The organism is Streptomyces sp. NPDC051563 (assembly GCF_044454225.1).
Lineage (GTDB): Bacteria > Actinomycetota > Actinomycetes > Streptomycetales > Streptomycetaceae > Streptomyces.
In genome coordinates, this window is the sequence record NZ_JBITDL010000062.1 from 1 (window position 1) to 17,552 (window position 17,552).

A 17,552-nucleotide genomic window follows, 5' to 3' on the forward strand; every position below is an offset into this window, starting at 1 on the left:
GGGGGGGGGGGGGGGGCGGGGGCCCCCCCCCCCCCCCGGCGGGGCGGGCCCCCCCCCCCCGGCCCCCCCCCCCCCGGGGGGGGGGGGGCCCCCCCGGGGGGGGGGGGGGCCCCCCCCGCCGGCTTTCCTGAACCGGACCACCGCGCTTACGGCCACTCGATCTCGTCCGTGCCGGCCGTGACCTGCCCGGATACGGCGGCCGGTGCGAGCGCGACCACGGACGGCCGGGCGGGCCCGGTCGGCCATTCGATGTCGCTCAGGCCGAACAGGGCGGCACCCAGGGCCGATACGGCGAGGGCGGTGGCGGCGAAGTGCATGCGCATGACTACTCCATACAGACGATTCAGACGGGAATCCGGGAGGGACGCTGCAGAACTGCTGTACCAGCTGAAACAGGCACTCAGTGCCCGGCTGATGCACGCCAATCTAGGACCACCGGCTAACCTTTGACAAGGATGTTTCCCGATGTTGCCAAAGAGTTTGGCAATAATGACAAGAGCGGGCGAGCGGGTGACCCCGGGCACATATCGCGTTTGGTCACAATGGGTTAGGATGAAGGCACATAAGTCAAACTGTGTGCCTGCAACGGGGGCGCTGCGCACCTGAGCATTGATTGTGGGGACGACATGCCACTTGAGACGTCCTTCGGCGTCCGCCTCAAGGCGTTGAGGCAGAAGCACGGACTCTCCCAGGCGGCGCTGGCCGGCGAGGAGATCTCCACGGGCTACCTGTCCCGCCTGGAGTCCGGTGCCCGGCAGCCCACCGAGCGCGTCATCGGCTACCTCGCCCAGCGGCTGGGAGTCGACCGCTCGGCGTTCTTCGCCCCCCACAGCAGCGGCTCCCTCAGCGAGGCGGTGAGCGTCGCGGCCTCCACGGACGGCGAGGACGGCGCCGAGGCCCTCGCCGCCGAACTCGCCGCCTCCCGCAACGAGGACCCGCTGCTGCGCTGGCAGGCCCTGTGGCTGATCGCCCGGTTCCGGCACCGCAGGGGGGAGCGCGCGGAGGAGCGGACCGCCCTGGAGGAGGCCACCAGGATCGCGGACGGGCTCGAACTGGCCGCCCTGCAGTGCCGGTCGAGGACCGCGCTGGCCCGCTGCCTGCGCTCGTCAGGCCAGGTCCCGGAAGCCCTCGAACTCGCCGTCTCCGCCCATCAGGTGGCGAAGGAGTCCGGCCTGGCCGTCTCGGACACCGGCAAGGCGCTGCTGACCCTGGTATCGGTCGAGGCCGAGGCCGGCCGGCTGCCGGACGCCCGGGCCCACGTGGACGAGCTGGTCGCCCTGGTGGCGGACCGCTCGGACGCGCTGCGGGCCGAGGCCCTCTGGTCCGCCGCCACCGTCCGGTCCCGTCAGGGCGACGACGACGAAGCCCGGGACTTCCTGCGGCAGGCCATGGACTCGCTGGACAGCCGTGTCGATCCCGTCCTGTGGGCCAGGCTGCGGCTGGCCGCGGCCTCCCTGTACGTCCACGCCAGGCCCGCCCTGACCGAGGAGGCGCGCCGCTGCCTCGAGGAGGCGGAGAAGGCCCTCTCCCTCGTCGGCACGCCCCTGCAACAGCAGGAACTGCTCACGCTCCAGGCGCGCCTGGCCTTCGAGGAGGGGCGGCTCGCGGATGCCCGGGCCGCCCTGGACCGGCTGGAAACCGACCGCCTCGCCCTGAGCTACCGCGACCGGGTCCGGCTGCGGACGCTGGAGAGCCTGCTGCTGGTCGAGGAGGGACATCGGGAACAGGGCCTGGCACAGCTCAAGAAGCTCGGCGAGGAGGCCCACCGGGACGCGAACCTGGACCTCGCCGCCGAGATCTGGCGGATCCTGGCCGAGGCGCTGGAGAAGCCGGAACGGACGGTCTGAGACCCGTTCGGGCCGGTCCCCGAGGCACTGAGGCACTGAGGCACTGAGGCACTGAGGCACTGAGGCATCGAAGCCCTACGGCTCCCCGCGTGGTCCTGATCCGCGGGGAGCCGTAGGGCTTCTTCCGGTGGTACGGGTGGTGCCGGTGCTCAGAGGTCCAGGATCCGGCGCAGCCAGGCCACCCGCGCGTGGTGGGCCGCCCGGGAGACGACCGCGTCGGGCACCCACTCGTCGAAGCTGTGGAACGCCCCTGACCAGACGTGGAGTTCGGCCTCACCGCCCGCTTCCCAGATGCGGGCGGCGTAGGCGAGGGCGTCGTCGCGCAGGGCCTCCACCGATCCGACCTCGATGAAGGCGGGGGCCAGGCCGGCCACGTCGGCGGCGCGCGCCGGAGCCGCGTAGGGGGAGACCTCCGGGGTGGCGCGCCGGTCGCCCAGCAGGGCCTGCCAGCCGGCCCGGTTGGACAGTCCGTCCCAGAGGCCGACCTGCTCCATCTGGCCGGCGGAGAAGGTGTCGCAGCGGTCGTCGAGCATGGGGAACTGCAGCAGCTGGCCGGCCGGCCGCGGCCCCGACCGGTCCCTGGTCAGCAGGGCGAGTCCGGCGGCGAGCGCGCCGCCCGCACTGTTGCCGCTGAGGACGATGCGCCGCGGGTCGAAGCCCTCGTCGGCGGCGTGCGCGGCGAGCCAGCACAGGCCCGCGTAGCAGTCCTCCACCGGTGCGGGGTCGGGGTGCTCCGGAGCCAGCCGGTAGTCGACGGACACGACCGCCAGGCCCAGGTCCTGGGCGCGGTCGAGTTCCCCGGCCAGCTCGGTGCTGCGGTGGCTGCCGGCCACCATGCCGCCGCCGTGCGTGTGGTAGACGACGGGCACCGGGCCGGTGGCCGCCGTGGGACGGCAGAGGGTCAGGGTCACCGGCGGGGCGCCGGGCGGGCCCGGGACGGTCCGGTCCTCGGTCGTGAAGGTACCGCCCCGCCGGATCTGCTCGTCGGTCAGACGGCCGGCCAGGGAGCGGCGGCGGCGGTCGGGGACCAGTGCGGGGGTCAGCGGCATCGGCAGCTCGGCGAGGATCTTGTCCAGCGGGCCGGTCAGTTCGGCGTCGAAGGGCGGGGGCGGGGCCTGCCTGCCCTGCAGCCTGCGGGGCGCGGAGTCCGCTGAGTCCACGGGGTCCGCGGCACGCGCGCTCACGGGGCCCCTCGCTCGGGGCTCAGCAGGGCGAGGGCGTCGATCTCCATCAGCAGGTCGGGCCGGTACAGGGCGACCACCTGGACGACCGTGCTGGCGGGTGGCCGGCCGGTGTCGATGAACTCGTCGCGCGCGGCGAGGATCAGCGGCACGTGCGCGATGTCGGTGACGTAGTAGGTGAGCTTCATGACGTCGGCGAAGGTGGCGCCGACGGCGGTGAGGCAGCCTTCCATGTTCCGGAACACCTGCCGTGCCTGCGCGGTGGGATCGCCGGCCCCGACCAGTTGGCCGGAGGCGTCGAAGGGCATCTGGCCGGCGATCGCGGCCAGGCGTCCGGTTCCCGACACCACGTGGGTGTAGCCGGAACTGGGGGCGACCCCGGGCGGGTCGCAGACGTGGCTGAGCCCTGCTGTCGTGATGGTGTCCGCCATGGTGGGCGACTCCTCCGTGCGGTTGCGGTGTGGACGGTCGGGACTTGGACGGTCGTGGCGTGGGCGGTTCCGCATGGGCGGTTCCGCGTGGGCGGGGCGGGGAGCGTCACCCGGCGGTGAGGCGTACGGGGAGGCTCTCGGCGCCGTTGACGTGGATGGAGTGCAGGCGTCGTACCGGGCCGGCCTGCTCGATGCGGCGTACTCCGTCGAGCAGTTCGGTGAACAGGACGCGCATCTCGGCCCGCGCGAGGGTGGAGCCGATGCAGAAGTGTTCGCCCGCGGCGAGGGCGATGTGCCGGTTGGGACTGCGGGTGATGTCGAACCGGTACGGGTCCGCGAAGACCTCCTCGTCGCGGTTGGCGGAGGGCAGCCACAACACCACGCGGTCCCCCGCGGCCAGGTGCCGTCCGCGGATCTCGTACGGCCTGGTGGCGACGCGCATGCTGTGCGTGGCGCTGGAGGTCCAGCGCAGGACCTCCTCGATCGCCCCGGGCATCAGGCGGCGGTCCGCCGAGAGGCGCTGCCACTGGTCGGGGTGCTCCAGGAAGGCCTGTACGCCGCCGATGAGCGCGAGGCGTCCGTTCTCCGTGGCGCCGATCAGGTTCTCGCAGTTGAGGACGACCTCTTCCTCGGTGAGGAGCTCGCCGTCGACGGTGCCGTTGACCAGGGCGCTGAGCAGGTCGCCGGTGGGCCGTTCCATGCGCTGGAGCAGCAGTTCCTCGAAGTACTCCACGATCCGGGGGTGGGAGACGAGCGAGGTGTGGGCCTCGAAGGCCTCGTTCGTCCACCGGTACAGGGCCTCGTGGTCCCGTTCGGGCACGCCGAGGATGTGGCAGATGACCGAGAGGGACAGCCGCCCCGCGATGTCGTGGACGACATCGCAGGTCCCCTGCTCCAGGGCCCGCCCGAGCACGGTGCGGGTGGCCGAGCGGATGGGGCCTTCGAGGCCCCGTACGGCGCGGGTGTTGAACCAGTCCGCCATCAGGGAGCGCAGCTGTTTGTGCCGGGGCGCGTCCGTCAGGGCGAGGGTCAGGCCGCCGCCGGGGTCGTCGCCGAGTGCGGCCCTGCGTAGCAGGACGCCGCGGCGGGAGCTGAAGGCGGCTGCGTCCCGGTAGACCGCGCGGATGTCCTCGTGACGGGTCAGGGACCAGAAGGCGGGCAGGTCGCCGGCGGGCTGCCGGTGGACGGGCGCGTGGGTGCGCATCCACGCCCACAGGGCATGCGGGTCGCCGGTGGCGTGCAGTTCGGGGTCGGTGAGCCGGGCGAGGCCGGGGGGTGGGGCGGGATCGGTGAGGGTGGCGGGCGACAGGACGGTGGTGGTCATGAGGGGGCTCCTGCGGCGATGGTGTGCACGCGTTCCGTGAAGAGCTTGGCGAGGTCGCGGGCGGTGCTGCCGGCCACGGTCTCCGGGCGGAAGGCGACCTCCAGGCGCAGCCCGCCGTCGGGTGCGGGCCACAGCTCGGCGTGCAGTTCGAGGGGGAGGTCGAGGTAGGGGCGGCGTACGAACCTGCTGCGGGCGCCCGGGAGGTCGAGCAGCGGCTCCGCGTTGTCCTGGCAGGCGAAGAGGGTCTGGTAGAGGGGCGGGCGGCCGTCGCCGGGCGGGTCGACGAGGGACACCGCTTGCGGGAACGGAACGTCCTGGGTGGTGAAGGCCCGTGCCACGATCCGGCCGGTGTGCGCGAGGGCGGCCGCCGTGTCGTCCAGGGCGGCGCCGCGCATCCGCAGGCAGAGCATGGTGATGTGGCAGCCGATGGTGTGCTCCAGTTCGGCTCCGGCGCGCTGGGCGAGGGGGACGCCCACGGCGAAGTCCCGTTCCCCGGTGACCTCGGCGAGGCTCGCGGCCCACTGGTGGAACAGGACGACGAACCGGGTGACCCCGGCGTCCGCGGCCGCGGCGTCGATGCGGTCGAGCACCGCGGCGGGCACCTCCGCTTCGATCCGGCCCGGCGCGGCCCGCTCGCCCGGCACCGGGCCGGTGGGACCCGCGGGAGCCGTGGGCCAGCGCAGGGGCGGCAGGCCGGCGAGCTCCTCGCGGAGCCGCGCGAGCTGCTCCTCGGGGCGGGCCTGCCGCAGGCGGGCGATCCGCAGGCGGTGGATCGCTGCCAGGGACGGCCGGGGCCCGAGCGCCGCCGCCGCGGCGGTGGGGCCGGACCGGTGGCCGGTGCCCAGGTCACTGGCCAGTACCCGCTGCGACCAGGCGTGGAAGGGGCGCAGCGCGGCCCGGTAGGCGGTGGCGAGGTCGTCGGCGAGGATCCGTTCCGACCAGCCGTCGAAGGCGACGTGGTGCACGACGCAGCCGAAGACCGCCGTCGTCCCCGTCCGCCCGGAGCCGCCGCGGACGGGGACGACGGCGGTGCGCCACACCTCGGCGAGGTCCGGGAAGAGCTCCTCCCCGAGGTGGGTGCACACGGCGTCCAGGGCCTCGGTCGCGCCGTCCGCCGGGGGCAGCACGTCGAGGGGCGGCGCGGGGGCGTCCACGGGGCGTACCGCCGGGCGGGGGTCGAGCACGTACGCGGCGCGCAGGGCCTCGTGCCGCTGGTGGACCGCGGCCACGGCGGACTCCAGGGCGGCGAGGTCGAGGTCTCCCTCGATCACCCAGGTGAGCAGGCAGTGGCCGGTGCGGTCCTCGGGGTCGAGCAGTTGGCGGGTGAGCTGGACCAGTTGGACGGGCGTCGGCGGCACCTCGGCCGGGGCGGCGCCCTCGACGGGGGCGGCGTCCGGGGCGGGGGCTGTGTCCGGGGCCTCCGGCGCGGACGGCGGGGCCTCGGCGGCGAGCCGGGCGGCGAGGCCGGTGACGGTGGGGTGCTCGTACAACCAGGAGAGCGGCACCGGCCGGCCGAGCCGGGCGGCGAGCCGGGCGCACAGCCGTCCGGCTCCGAGCGAGGTGCCGCCGAGCTGGACGAACGGCACGTCGAGCCCGACCGTGTCCCGGCCGAGCACGGCGGCGAAGGCCTCGGCCACGGCGCGTACCGAGGGGTCCGCGACGGCGCCGGGGCGGATCTCGTCCGCCGCCGGCCGGCGGGGGGCGTGCGGCTCGGCCCGCGGTACGAGGGCCAGCAGGGCCCGCTCGTCGAGCTTGCCGCGGGCGGTCACCGGCAGTGCGTCCACGGACACGACCGCGGCGGGGCGCTGATAGGGGACGAGAGACCGGTCCAGCACGCTCCGGGCATCGGCCAGCGGGTCGCCGGGGTGCACGGGCACGCAGAACGCGAGGAGTTCGAGGGTGCCCTCGGCGGCATCGCCGCGGGCGAGGACCCGGCAGTGGCGTACGCCGGGGAGCAGCTGCTCCACCTGGCGCTCGACTTCGGCGGGTTCGACGCGATGGCCGCGGATCTTCAGCTGCCGGTCGGCGCGGCCGGTGTAGCGGAGCAGGCCGTCCTGGTCCCAGTGGCCGAGGTCGCCGGTGCGGTACACGCGCACGTCCCGGCCGTCGGGGCTCACGTGGTCGAACCTGGCGGCGGTGAGCTCGGGATCGCGCAGGTACTCCAGGGCGAGGCCGTCGCCGGCGAGGCAGATCTCGCCGGTCTCCCCCACCTCGCACGGCCGGCCGCCGTCGAGGACCCATACCCGGGTGCCGGGCACCGGCCGGCCGAGCGGGATGCCGGCGGGCGCGTCGCAGTCGGCTTCGGTGATGCGGTGGGTGGTGGCGAAGACGGTGCTCTCCACCGGCCCGTAGCCGTTGAGGAGCAGGACGCCGGGATGGCGGTGCAGGAAGCGGCGGACGTGGCCGGCGGAGAGCCGTTCGCCGCCGATGGCCACCTGGCGCAGCCCGCGGAAGCTGTCCGGGGCCTCGTCCACGATCATGTTGAAGAGGCTGCTGGTGAGCCAGACGGTGTCCGCGCCGTGCCGGGAGACGGCGTCGGCGAGCCCGGCCGAGGACAGGTAGGGGTCCGTCACGACCAGGGAGGTGCCCCCGTTGAGCAGGACCGACCAGAGTTCGAGGGAGAAGGCGTCCCACGGGGTCGCGGCGGCCAGCGGCATCACTGTGTCCGCGCCGAACCGGGCGAAGGAGTTCGGCTGGAAGAGGCGCGCGGTGGCCCGGTGCGGGGTGAGGACTCCCTTGGGGCGGCCGGTCGTTCCCGAGGTGAAGAAGACGCAGCAGGGGTCCGAGGCGTCGACGGGGACGGGGACGAAGCCGGGGGCGGGCCGCACGGGGCCGACGGGCGGCGACCATACGGGGGTGGGGGCCGCGGGGGTGGGCGACGCGGCGGGCGCGGAGATGAGCGTCGGCGCGGGCGCCGGGGCGGGCGGCGTTGCGGCCGGGGCGGACGCGGCCGGGTCCTGAGCGGGGGGTGCCTGCCGGGGCGGCACCTCCTGTCCTGCGGGGGCGATCAGCAGCGGCGGGTCCAGCTGGGCGAGCACGTCCGCGAGGCGGCGGCCGGGCCAGTCCGGAGGCAGCAGGCAGTACGCGGCGCCCGTCTTGAGCACCGCGAGGAGCGCGGTGACCAGTCCGGTGCTGCGGGGCAGCAGGATCGGGACGATGTCGCCGCGGCCGACCCCGGCGTCGGCCAGTCGTGCGGCCCAGGCGTCCGAGGTGGCGTCCAGTTCCGCGTAGGTGGTCACCTGCTCGCCCTCCACGAGGGCGGTGGCACCGGGACGGGCGCGGGCCCGGCGGGCGAACGCCTCGTGCAGTCCGCCGCCGGGCGCGGAGTTCGGGGGACCTTCGGTCCACTGCGGATCTGGTCGCATGCTCGATCTCTCCCCTCGGTTTGCCGTGGGTTGCCGTCAGCTCCGACAACTACGGGGCGCGGACCGCGGTCTGGGCGACCACGGCGCGAAGCCCTCCACCTCTGCCGTATTGTCAATGACGTTGCCATCAAATTGCCAGTTCTGGCAACCTCATGGGGCGGGCCGGTTTCCGATCGCCTTCCCAAGGCGCCGCCCGGCCCGCCGCCCTCCCGCCCGGGAGGGCGCTGATGGATCGAGCAAAGGTGAGGACATGGCGCGCGACCGTTCCCTCGACATCGCCGTGACCGGCGTCTCCGGCCGGTTCCCCGGCTCGGCGGACCTGGCCGGATGGTGGGAGGCCCTCAAGGCGGGCCGGGTACTGACGACGCGGTACGACAGGCAGCGGCTCGTCGGAGCCGGCGTGCCCGGGCATCTCCTGGACGATCCGGACTTCGTTCCGGTCCACGGACATCTCGACGATGCCGACCGCTTCGAGAACGCCCTGTTCCGGATCAGTCCGCGCGAGGCGGAGATGATGGACCCCCAGCTGCGGCTGATGCTGGAGTGCGCGTGGACCGCGCTGGAGGACGCGGCCGTGGATCCGCTGGGCTCCCGTACCAGAACGGGCGTGTACGCGTCCGCGAGCGCCAGCGGCTACCTCCACCGCATGATCGCGGGCGGCCTGCTGGACGCCATGACGATCGAGGACGCCCTGCACGGCGCCGCCCCGGACTTCCTGGCGAGCCTCATCGCCTACAAGCTGAACCTGACCGGGCCCGCGCTCGCCGTGCAGACGGCCTGCTCCTCCTCCCTGACCGCCCTCCACCTGGCCGTCCAGGGTCTGCTCAACGGCGAGTGCGACCAGGCGCTGGTGGTCGCGTCGGGCATGGCCTACCCGCAGGCCGGCCACCTGCGCGTGTCCGGCGGCATCCATTCCGCCTCGGGCCATTGCCGGCCGTTCGACGAGCAGGCGGACGGGGTCGTGGCCGGCTCCGGCGTGGGCTGCGTCGTCCTGCGCCGCCTCGGGGACGCGCTCGCGGAGGGCCCCGAACCCTACGGGGTGGTCCTCGGCACCGGGATCAACAACGACGGTGCGGCGAAGGCCGGTTACTACGCCCCGTCCGGCGCCGGCCAGCAGGCCGCGATCCGGTCCGCGCTGGACACCGCGGACGTGGACGGGGCGAGCATCGGGTACCTGGAGACGCACGGCACGGGCACCGCCATCGGCGATCCCATCGAGTGGTCCGCGGCCTCGGCAGCGTTCCGCGAGGCCGGCGCGCACCCCGGTCAGATCGCGGTGGGGGCCCTCAAGGCGAACACCGGGCACCTCGACAACGCCGCGGGGCTCGCCGGCCTGATCAAGGCCCTGCTGGTGGTCCGGGACGGCGTCGTGCCGCCCCTGGCCGGATTCACCCGGCTCAACCCCCTTCTGGACAGCGAGGGTTCGCCGCTCCACGTCCCGACGCGGGCCGTCGAGTGGACCGGCCCCGAGCCGCGCCGGGCCGGGGTCAGCTCCTTCGGTGTCGGCGGCACCAATGTGCACGTCCTCGTCGAAGCCCCGCCCGTTCGCCCCCCGCGGCCGCGGGAGGAGAGCACACCGCCGGCGGAGCACCTGATCGTGCTGTCGGCAGCCGACGGCGCCGCGCTGGACCGCTCCGCCGAACGGCTCGGACGCCATCTGGCCGCGCACGCGCCGCGGACGGCCGACGTCGCCCGGACGCTCGCCACCGGACGGGCCGCGCTCGGCGAGCGGCTCGCGGTGACGGGCCGCACCCCGGAGGAAATCACCGACCGCCTCGCCCGCGGCGCCGGTGTGGTGCGCGGCAGCCGTCCCGTGAACGGGCCCGCCCCGCTGGTCCTCGCGTTCCCCGGGCAGGGAGCCCAACGGCCCGCCATGGCACGGCCGTTCGCCGAGGCCCTGCCCGGTTTCCCGGCGGCCCTCGCGGACTGCCTCGGCTCCTTCGAGCCGGAGCTCGCACAGGTCCTGGGCCGCGCCCTGTACGACCCGGACTTCCCCGAGGCCGAGCTGGCCCGGACGGCCCTGGCGCAGCCCGCCCTGTTCGCCGTGGAGTACGCGGCGGCCACGGCCCTGCGCGGGCTCGGGGTGGTGCCCGCCGCGGTGGTCGGACACAGCCTGGGCGAGATCACCGCGGCCTGCGTGGCCGGGGTGTTCGGGCCGGCCGACGCGGCCCGTCTGGTGGCCCTGCGCGGCCGGTTGATGCAGGACTGCGTGCCCGGCGCCATGCTCGCCCTGGGCTGCGGGGAGAGCGAGACCCGCGCGCTGATCGAGGCATCGGGGCTGGCCGTGGAGGCGGCCGCCTTCAACTCGCCCGCGGCCAGCGTGGTCGCGGGCTCCGAGGGGGCCGTCGCGGCCTTCGAGTCCTGGCTGGCGGGCCGGGTCCACGCGCGCCGGCTGCGTACCAGCCACGCCTTCCACAGCGCCCTCATCGAACCGGCCGTGGCGCCGCTCGGCGAGGAGCTGTCGCGGATCGCCGTACGGCCGCCCGCGTTGCCGTGGGCCACGACGGGCGGCCGGCTCGTGCTGCCGGGCGAGGCCGTCGACCCGTACGGGTTCGCCGAACGGGCCCGCGGTACCGTGCGGTTCGCCCGGGCCCTCGACGCGCTCGCCGCCCACCTGCCCGGGGCGGTCGTCGTCGAGGTGGGGCCGGGCCGGGCGCTGTCCGCCATGGCCGACGCCGCGGACCTCACCGCGGTGCCGCTCACGGCGGGGGGCGGCACGCCGGGCACCGCCCGGGAGGTGCTGACGGCGCTGGGCACGCTGTGGAGCCTGGGCCAGCCGGTCGCGCTCGGAGCCCTGTGCGCCACGGGCGAGCCGGTCCGGCTGCCCGGCTATCCCTGCGCCGGTCCGCGGCGCATCGCGCCGGAGGCGGCAGCCCTGCCGGCCGGGGCCGGGCGGTCCGCGGCTGCGGCCGAGGCTTCCGCCCCTGTCCCCGCTCCCGCACGGGCCGGGGCGGAGTCCGGACTCCCGGCCGCGGACCCGGCCTCGGTCCCGGCCGCCGACCCGGGCCTGCTCCTGCCCCGGCTCTGGCACGAGCTGCTCGGCCACGAGGACCTCACCGACGACGCGGACTTCTTCCTGCTCGGCGGCGACTCCCTCCTGGTCACCCGCCTCGCCCGCAAGCTGAACACGGAGCTGGGCGTCAAGGTGCCGATCCGCGGGCTGCTGCTCGGCAGGACGCTGGGCGGGCAGATCGAGCTCGTACGCGGCCTCCTGGAACCCGTACCGGAGCCCGCCGCGGCGGCCGGCTGAACCGGCCGTCACGGCGCGGAACGGCAGCCGCCCCCGGACCGGTGTCCGGGGGCGGCTGCCGTTCTGTGCGGCCGTCACGGCGTGGTCCGCCGCGGGCGGCCTAGGCCGCCCGTTCCGCGTCGGGGGCGGCCGTCAGCACGGTCCGGGGCAGACCGGGTGCCTCGAAGCCGAAGACCTGGGCGTAGAGCGAGAGTTCGGCCTGCAGGCAGGCGATGACCGTGTCCGCCCGGCGGAATCCGTGCTGCTCGCCCGGGAAGGTGAGGTAGGCGTGCGGGACCCCGCTGTCCCCGATCCGCTCCAGGAAGGCCTCGGCCAGGGACGGCAGGCAGATGGGGTCGTCGAGCCCCTGGAGCAGTACGAACGGCGCGCGGATGCGGTGGGCCCCGCGCAGCGGGGACACCTGGGCGTACCGTGCCGCGGCCTGCGGCCAGGGGCCGACCAGGCTCTCCAGGTAGCGGGACTCGAAATCGTGGGTGCCCCCTTCGCTCCAGCTCTCCGGGTCGAGGAGCGGGTAGTAGATGCCGGCGGCGGCGTACAGATCGGGTTCGGTGGCGAGGGAGGCCGCCGCCGTCCAGCCGCCGGCACTGCCGCCCCGGATGCCGAGGCGGCGGGGATCGGCCAGGCCCCGGGCCACCAGCCCCCGGGCGGCGGTCGCGCAGTCGGCGACGTCGACCACGCCCCACTGGCCGCGCAGCCGGTCGCGGTAGCGCCGGCCGAAGCCGGTGGAGCCGCCGTACTGCACGTCGACCACGCCGATCCCGCGACTGGTGAAGTAGGCGACGGACAGGTCGGCCACCAACTGGCTGCGGGTGGTCGGTCCGCCGTGCGCCTGCACCAGGAACGGCGGGAGCTCGCCCTCCGGTGCCGTGCGGCCGGGATGGTGGGGCGGGTACACGAAGGCGTGCACCTCCTCGCCGTCCTCACCCCGGAACACGGCGTGGTGGCCCGGCGGGAGGTGATCCGCGTACGCCGTGTCGGGGGCGCGCAGCACCTGCGCGCCCGCCACCGGTTCGGCGGCGTCCGGATCGATCCGGAGCAGGGTGCGCGGCCGGCGCGGACCGGCGGCGCTCGCCACCAGTCCGCGGCCGTCGGCGGCCAGTACCGCCCACTCGGTGTACTGCTCCGCCCCGTCGAAGTCCCTTAGGGTGCCGTCCGGTTCCAGCACGGCGAGCCGGCGGCCGCCCGTGCCGTGGGTGACCAGGATCCGTCCGCCGCCGAGCGGGAAGAACCACTGGGCGCCGATGCGCCACAGGGCGTCGCCGAACTCCTCCGCGCGCGGACACAGGGCACGGATCGTGCCGCCCGGGGCGAGCTCATAGAGGTTCCACCAGCCGTCCCGGTCGCTCAGCAGGTGGAGCACGCCGGGCCGGTCCGGGTCCCATTCGGCCTGGCTCACCGAGTGGCCCGGTCCGCCGGCCACGGCCACGGCCGCGCCGAGCACCCCGCCCGGTCCCGTCGGGGCGCACATCACGGTGGTCCCGTCCCAGGGCATGTCCGGATGGTCCCAGCCGAGCCAGCACACCTGCGTGCCGTCGGGAGACACCTTGGGGCCGGTCATGAAGTGGTGGCTGGCCGCGAGGACCCGTACGGCCTGCGGGTCCCGGCCCGCCGACGCGTCGAGCGGGAGCGCGACCAACTCCCGTCGCACATCGGCCGGATGGTCGCCGATCTCCTCCTCGCGCAGGCACCACACCTCCTCGCCGACCCGGGTGAAATCGCAGTAGCGGGCCCCCTGGGGCACCGCGGGCACCGGACTGATCGGCTCCGGAGCACGGCCGGGCCGCATCCGGTACACCCGCTGGTCGGCCCAGTGCGTGAAGACGCAGCCCTCCTGCGGGCCTTCACCGAGCGGGAGCCAGGGCCGGCCGCCGTACTCGATGACCCGGGTGCGCACGTCCCAGTCGGGGCCGAGCACCTCTTCGACGGCGCCCGCGGGGGTACGGCGTACGAGGACGCTGCGACCGCCGTCGCCGGGGCGCAGCTCGGTCCACCACACCTCTTGGCCCACGAGGGCGGCCCATTCGATGCGCGCCTCGCCCGCCGCGGCCATGGCCGCGGTGATCGGTGAGTCCCAACTCCCGTACGGGGCTGTCTGCTTCGTCTGTCCGGGCATCGGCGCGGGCCCGGAGCGCCGGGGGTCAGTCACGGCCCGCGCTGTACGAGGTGGTGTCGCCGCGCAGCGCCTCGCTCGGGCGGCCGTCGACCCCGACGGGGATCGGTGCGACGACGGTGAGGCGCTCCCCGCGCCGGTACTGGTTGCCGTAGTCGTAGATCGCGTAGTGCGCGGTGGACTGGTTGTCCCAGATGGCGATGTCGCCGACCCGCCACTGCCAGCGGACGTTGTGCTCGGGCCGGACCAGGTAGCCCTGGAGCATCCGGATGATGTCGCGCGAGGCTTCGGGGCCGTAGCCCACGACCCGGCGGGCGAAGCCCCCGAGCAGCAGGGACCGTTCGCCGGTCTCGGGGTGGACGCGCACTGCGGGGTGCTCGGCTTCGAACGCGGTCGAGATGTAGTGGCCGCGCTCGATGACGGTGTCGTCGGTGAAGTCGCAGTCGTTGCTGTGCACGATCCGCAGCCGGTCGGCGAAGTCGCGCAGCTCCGGCGGCATGCTCCGGTACGCGCTCGCGGCGTTGGCCCAGACGGTGTCCCCGCCCACCGGGGGGATCACCTTGCTGTGCAGGAACGCGAAGGCCGGCGGCCGCTCGATGAAGGTGAGGTCGGTGTGCCAGTGGTTGGCGCGGGTTCCCTGCTTGGAGTCCATCTCCCGCAGGTTGGGGCGGCCTTCGGGTGCTTCGTAGATGGGGTGGCCGAGGGTCAGGGTGCCGAAGCGCTGCGCGAAGGCGGCCTGGGCCTCGTAGTCGAGGTCCTGGTCGCGCAGGAAGATCACCTTGTGCTTGAGGAGCGCCGCGCGGATCGCGGCGACGGCCGTGTCGTCGAGCGGACCGCTCGCGTCCACTCCGCCGATCTCGGCGCCGGCGTTCGTGGTCAGTGGCGTGACGGTCACGCCGGTCTGCGGGAGCAGGGTCTCCGTCATGGCTGATGCCCTTCCGTGGAGTTGCGTGGAGTTGCCTGGACCGGGATCCCATCACCCGGGTTTGACAAAACATTGCCACCTTCGTGACACCTCTGGCAATATCAATTGCCATGCAGCTCCCCGGACCAGCGAAGGAGTCACCATGGCACCGCTGACGCGGTACGAGACGTCGGCCGCCGTGCCCACGGCACCCCCACCTCCGGCCGGGGGCGAAGCGCCGCCCCCGGTTCATGAACTCGTGGGCCGGTTCGCGCGGACCGTCCCCTCCCGCACGGCCGTGCGCAGCAGCGCGGGCAGCATCAGCTACGGCGAACTCGACGCGTGGGCCGGCCGGATAGCCGCCGGGCTCGCCGCCCGGGGCATCGGGCGCGGCGACCGGGTCGGGGTGCTCGCCGAACCGTCCACCGCGATGGTCGCGGCGGTCCTCGGCATCGTGCGCAGCGGCGCCGCCTACGTGCCCGTGGACCCCTCCCACCCCGACCGGCGGATCACCGGCGTCCTCGCCGACGCCGGAGTGCGCGCCGTGCTGGTCACCGGCAACGGAGCCGACCGCCTGGCGGGGACCGGCCTGCCGGTGCTCTCCGCCGAGGCCACGGCGACCGCGCGGACCGGGGCCACCGGGCCGGACGCGGAGAACCCGGCCGGAGCCGGGCCCCGGGGTGAGGCGGACGGCGCGCCGGGACCGCCCGCCGCCGCAGTGCGCGAGGACGATCCCGCGTACCTCATCTACACCTCCGGCAGCACCGGCGAGCCGAAGGGAGTCGTCGTCGAACACGGCCAGCTGGCCGCTTCCACCGCGGCCCGCCGCCTCGTCTACCCCGGAGAGCCCGTCTTCCTCCTCGTCTCCCCCCTGGCCTTCGACTCCTCCGTGGCGGGGGTGTGGGGCACGCTCACGGCCGGCGGATGCCTGGTCGTCGCCTCCCCCGAAGAGGTCCGGGATCCCGAGCGCCTGGTCGAGCTGGCCGAGCGGTACGAGGTCACCCACCTGCTGTGCGTGCCCTCCCTCTACGGGGTGCTCCTCGACGCCGCCCGCCGGCTGGGCGGCGAGCGGCTGCGCTCCCTGGACACCGTGATCGTGGCGGGCGAACCGCTGCCGCCCGAGCTGGTCACCCGGCACTTCGCCCAGCGGGCGGGCGATACCGCGCTGGTCAACGAGTACGGACCCACCGAGGCGACCGTCTGGGCCAGCTACCACCGCTTCGAGGCCCCCGGCCCGGTCACGATCGGCCGTGCGGTTCCGGGAGCCCGGCTGTACGTGCTCGACGAGGCGCTGCGCCCGGTGCCCCCGGGCGCCGAGGGCGAGCTCCACATCGGCGGTGCGGGCGTGGCGCGCGGTTACCACGGCAGGCCGGAGGCCACCGCGAAGGCCTTCACCGCGGACCCGTTCGCCGGCTCCCCCACCGCGCGCATGTACCGTACGGGCGACCTCGTACGCGAACTCCCCGACGGCACGCTGGCCTTCCTCGGCCGGCGCGACCACCAGGTCAAGATCCGCGGCCACCGTGTGGAACTGGGCGCCGTCGAGGCGCACTTGTCCGACCTTCCGGGAATCCGGGAAGCGGCCGTCGTGGTGGACGGCACGGGCAGCGCGCTGGTGGGCTTCGTCCTGGCCGCAGAGGCGATGGACCCGGCGCAGGCGGTGGACCCGGCTTTCCTCAAGCGGCAGCTGGCCACCCGGCTGCCGGGGGCCATGGTGCCCGCGCGCATCGTGGTGCTCGACCGGTTCCCGCGCACGGTCAACGGCAAGACGGACCGGGCCGCGCTGATCCGGCGCGCCGCGGTGCAGCCGGCGGCGGTTGCGGCTGCGGCTGCGGTCGCCGTGGCCCCGATGACCCCGGAACTCCCGGCGGCCACCGGCGATCTGACCGCGCAGGTGTCGTCTGCCTGGGCCGAGGTGCTCAAGACCACGCACGTGCCCGACGACGTCAACTTCTTCGACCTCGGCGGGCATTCACTCGCCATGTACCAGCTCCGCGAGGCGCTCGAACGGCACACCGGGCAACGGCCGCCACTCGTCGCACTGTTCCAGCACACCACCGTGGAAGCGCAGACCGCACTGCTGCGCGACGGAGCGGACCAGCCCGCGGACGGCGCTCGGGACGCCCGGGCCCGGCAGGACGCCGCCCGCCGGGCCCGCGCCCTGCGGGCGAGCCGCCTGACCGTGGAGAAGAAGGAGGCGGAGGCGTCATGAACACCCTCACGCCCCCGGGCTCACCTGGCTCCCCCGGTCCCGCCTCCGTCGCCTCCCGCCTCTTGCGGTGCGCGGCTCCCGATCCCGACGCACGCGTCCGGCTCGTCTGCTTCCCGCACGCGGGAGGTTCCGCGGCGTTCTTCCGCGACTGGGGCGCGGCTCTGCCCGGCATCGAGGTGCACGCGGTGTGCTATCCGGGGCGCGCCGAGCGGATCGCCGAGCCGCCGTCGACCGACCTTCGCGGGCTCGCCCACGAGATCGCCGAGGCGGTCGCGGAACTGGCCGACCGGCCGGTGGCCCTGTTCGGGCACAGCATGGGCGCGCCCATCGCGCTGGAGACCGCCGCGGCCCTGGAGTCCCGCGGCATCGACCCGGTCCGGCTGTTCGCGTCGGGCTCGCGCAACGCTCCGTACCCGCGCTCCGGGGAGGGGGAGGGCTCCGCACACGACGCCGCCGACACCGACGACACGGACGACGCCGCCGTCATCGAGCACCTGCTCACGCTGGGCGGCACGGATCCCGAGCTGGCCGCCGATCCGGAGTTCCAGGAGCTGGTCCTGCCCTATGTGCGCGCGGACGGGCGTGCGTTCCGCACGTACGTCCCCCGTCCGGACCTCTCGGTGCGGTGCCCGGTGACCACGGTCAACGGGGACGCCGACGAGGACGCCGACCTGCGTCCCTGGGCCGAGCTGAGCCGGGGCGGCCTCCTGGAGCACGAGCTGCCGGGTGACCACTTCTATCTGGTGCCGGCTCCGCCCCACGCCCTGATCCGGCAGGCCCTGATCCCGGCGCCCGCCACCGCGGGCTGACATCCGCCGGGGGGGGGGGGGGGGGGGGGGGGGGGGGGGGGGGGGGGGGGGGCGGCCGCCCGCCCCCCCCCCCCGCGGGGGCGGGGGGCCACCCCCCCCCCCCCCCCCCCGCCCCCCCC

The 17,552-nt window shown here is 75.0% G+C and carries 11 protein-coding genes; 4 read left to right on the plus strand and 7 right to left on the minus strand.

Annotated features, from left to right (window positions below; translation table 11 throughout):
• Positions 1-146: 146 nt before the first annotated feature.
• Positions 147-323 carry a hypothetical protein gene (locus ACIA8F_RS38595; RefSeq protein WP_399385722.1) on the minus strand — a complete coding sequence of 59 codons (177 nt, stop codon included), beginning with the start codon at positions 321-323 and terminating at the stop codon, positions 147-149.
• Between the two features lie 303 nt (positions 324-626).
• On the opposite strand from ACIA8F_RS38595, the gene ACIA8F_RS38600 reads away from it, so the two are divergent.
• Positions 627-1,847, plus strand: coding sequence for a helix-turn-helix domain-containing protein (locus tag ACIA8F_RS38600; protein WP_399385723.1), 1,221 nt, complete (start codon positions 627-629; stop codon positions 1,845-1,847).
• 149 nt (positions 1,848-1,996) lie between these two features.
• On the opposite strand, the gene ACIA8F_RS38605 is transcribed toward ACIA8F_RS38600, so the two are convergent.
• From ACIA8F_RS38605 to ACIA8F_RS38620, 4 genes are all read right to left on the minus strand, one after another.
• On the minus strand, positions 1,997-2,977 hold the full coding sequence (locus ACIA8F_RS38605) for an alpha/beta hydrolase (protein WP_399385732.1): 981 nt from the start codon (positions 2,975-2,977) through the stop codon (positions 1,997-1,999).
• Positions 2,978-3,027: 50 nt separating this feature from the next.
• Positions 3,028-3,459, minus strand: coding sequence for a RidA family protein (locus tag ACIA8F_RS38610; protein WP_399385724.1), 432 nt, complete (start codon positions 3,457-3,459; stop codon positions 3,028-3,030).
• A gap of 106 nt (positions 3,460-3,565) precedes the next feature.
• Positions 3,566-4,783, minus strand: coding sequence for a cytochrome P450 (locus ACIA8F_RS38615; RefSeq protein ID WP_399385725.1), 1,218 nt, complete (start codon positions 4,781-4,783; stop codon positions 3,566-3,568).
• On the minus strand, positions 4,780-8,148 hold the full coding sequence (locus ACIA8F_RS38620; protein WP_399385726.1) for an amino acid adenylation domain-containing protein: 3,369 nt from the start codon (positions 8,146-8,148) through the stop codon (positions 4,780-4,782). The genes ACIA8F_RS38615 and ACIA8F_RS38620 overlap by 4 nt, the downstream gene beginning before the upstream one ends.
• A 250-nt stretch (positions 8,149-8,398) precedes the next feature.
• Here ACIA8F_RS38620 and ACIA8F_RS38625 point away from each other — a divergent pair, with 250 nt between their 5' ends.
• Complete coding sequence (locus ACIA8F_RS38625; RefSeq protein ID WP_399385727.1) at positions 8,399-11,398, plus strand: type I polyketide synthase; 3,000 nt, start codon at positions 8,399-8,401, stop codon at positions 11,396-11,398.
• A 100-nt stretch (positions 11,399-11,498) separates the two neighbouring features.
• Here ACIA8F_RS38625 and ACIA8F_RS38630 read toward each other — a convergent pair whose 3' ends face one another.
• Both ACIA8F_RS38630 and ACIA8F_RS38635 read right to left on the minus strand, forming a co-directional pair.
• Positions 11,499-13,544 (minus strand): alpha/beta hydrolase family protein, encoded by a 2,046-nt coding sequence (locus tag ACIA8F_RS38630; RefSeq protein WP_399385728.1) that lies wholly within the window; start codon positions 13,542-13,544, stop codon positions 11,499-11,501.
• On the minus strand, positions 13,537-14,433 hold the full coding sequence (locus tag ACIA8F_RS38635; protein WP_399385729.1) for a TauD/TfdA dioxygenase family protein: 897 nt from the start codon (positions 14,431-14,433) through the stop codon (positions 13,537-13,539). The genes ACIA8F_RS38630 and ACIA8F_RS38635 overlap by 8 nt, the downstream gene beginning before the upstream one ends.
• Before the next feature lie 142 nt (positions 14,434-14,575).
• Here ACIA8F_RS38635 and ACIA8F_RS38640 point away from each other — a divergent pair, with 142 nt between their 5' ends.
• Both ACIA8F_RS38640 and ACIA8F_RS38645 read left to right on the plus strand, forming a co-directional pair.
• Complete coding sequence (locus ACIA8F_RS38640) at positions 14,576-16,624, plus strand: non-ribosomal peptide synthetase (protein ID WP_399385730.1); 2,049 nt, start codon at positions 14,576-14,578, stop codon at positions 16,622-16,624.
• The gene (locus ACIA8F_RS38645; protein WP_399385731.1) at positions 16,621-17,433 is read left to right on the plus strand and encodes a thioesterase II family protein; all 813 of its coding nucleotides are present in this window, start codon (positions 16,621-16,623) and stop codon (positions 17,431-17,433) included. The genes ACIA8F_RS38640 and ACIA8F_RS38645 overlap by 4 nt, the downstream gene beginning before the upstream one ends.
• The last annotated feature ends 119 nt before the right edge of the window (positions 17,434-17,552 follow it).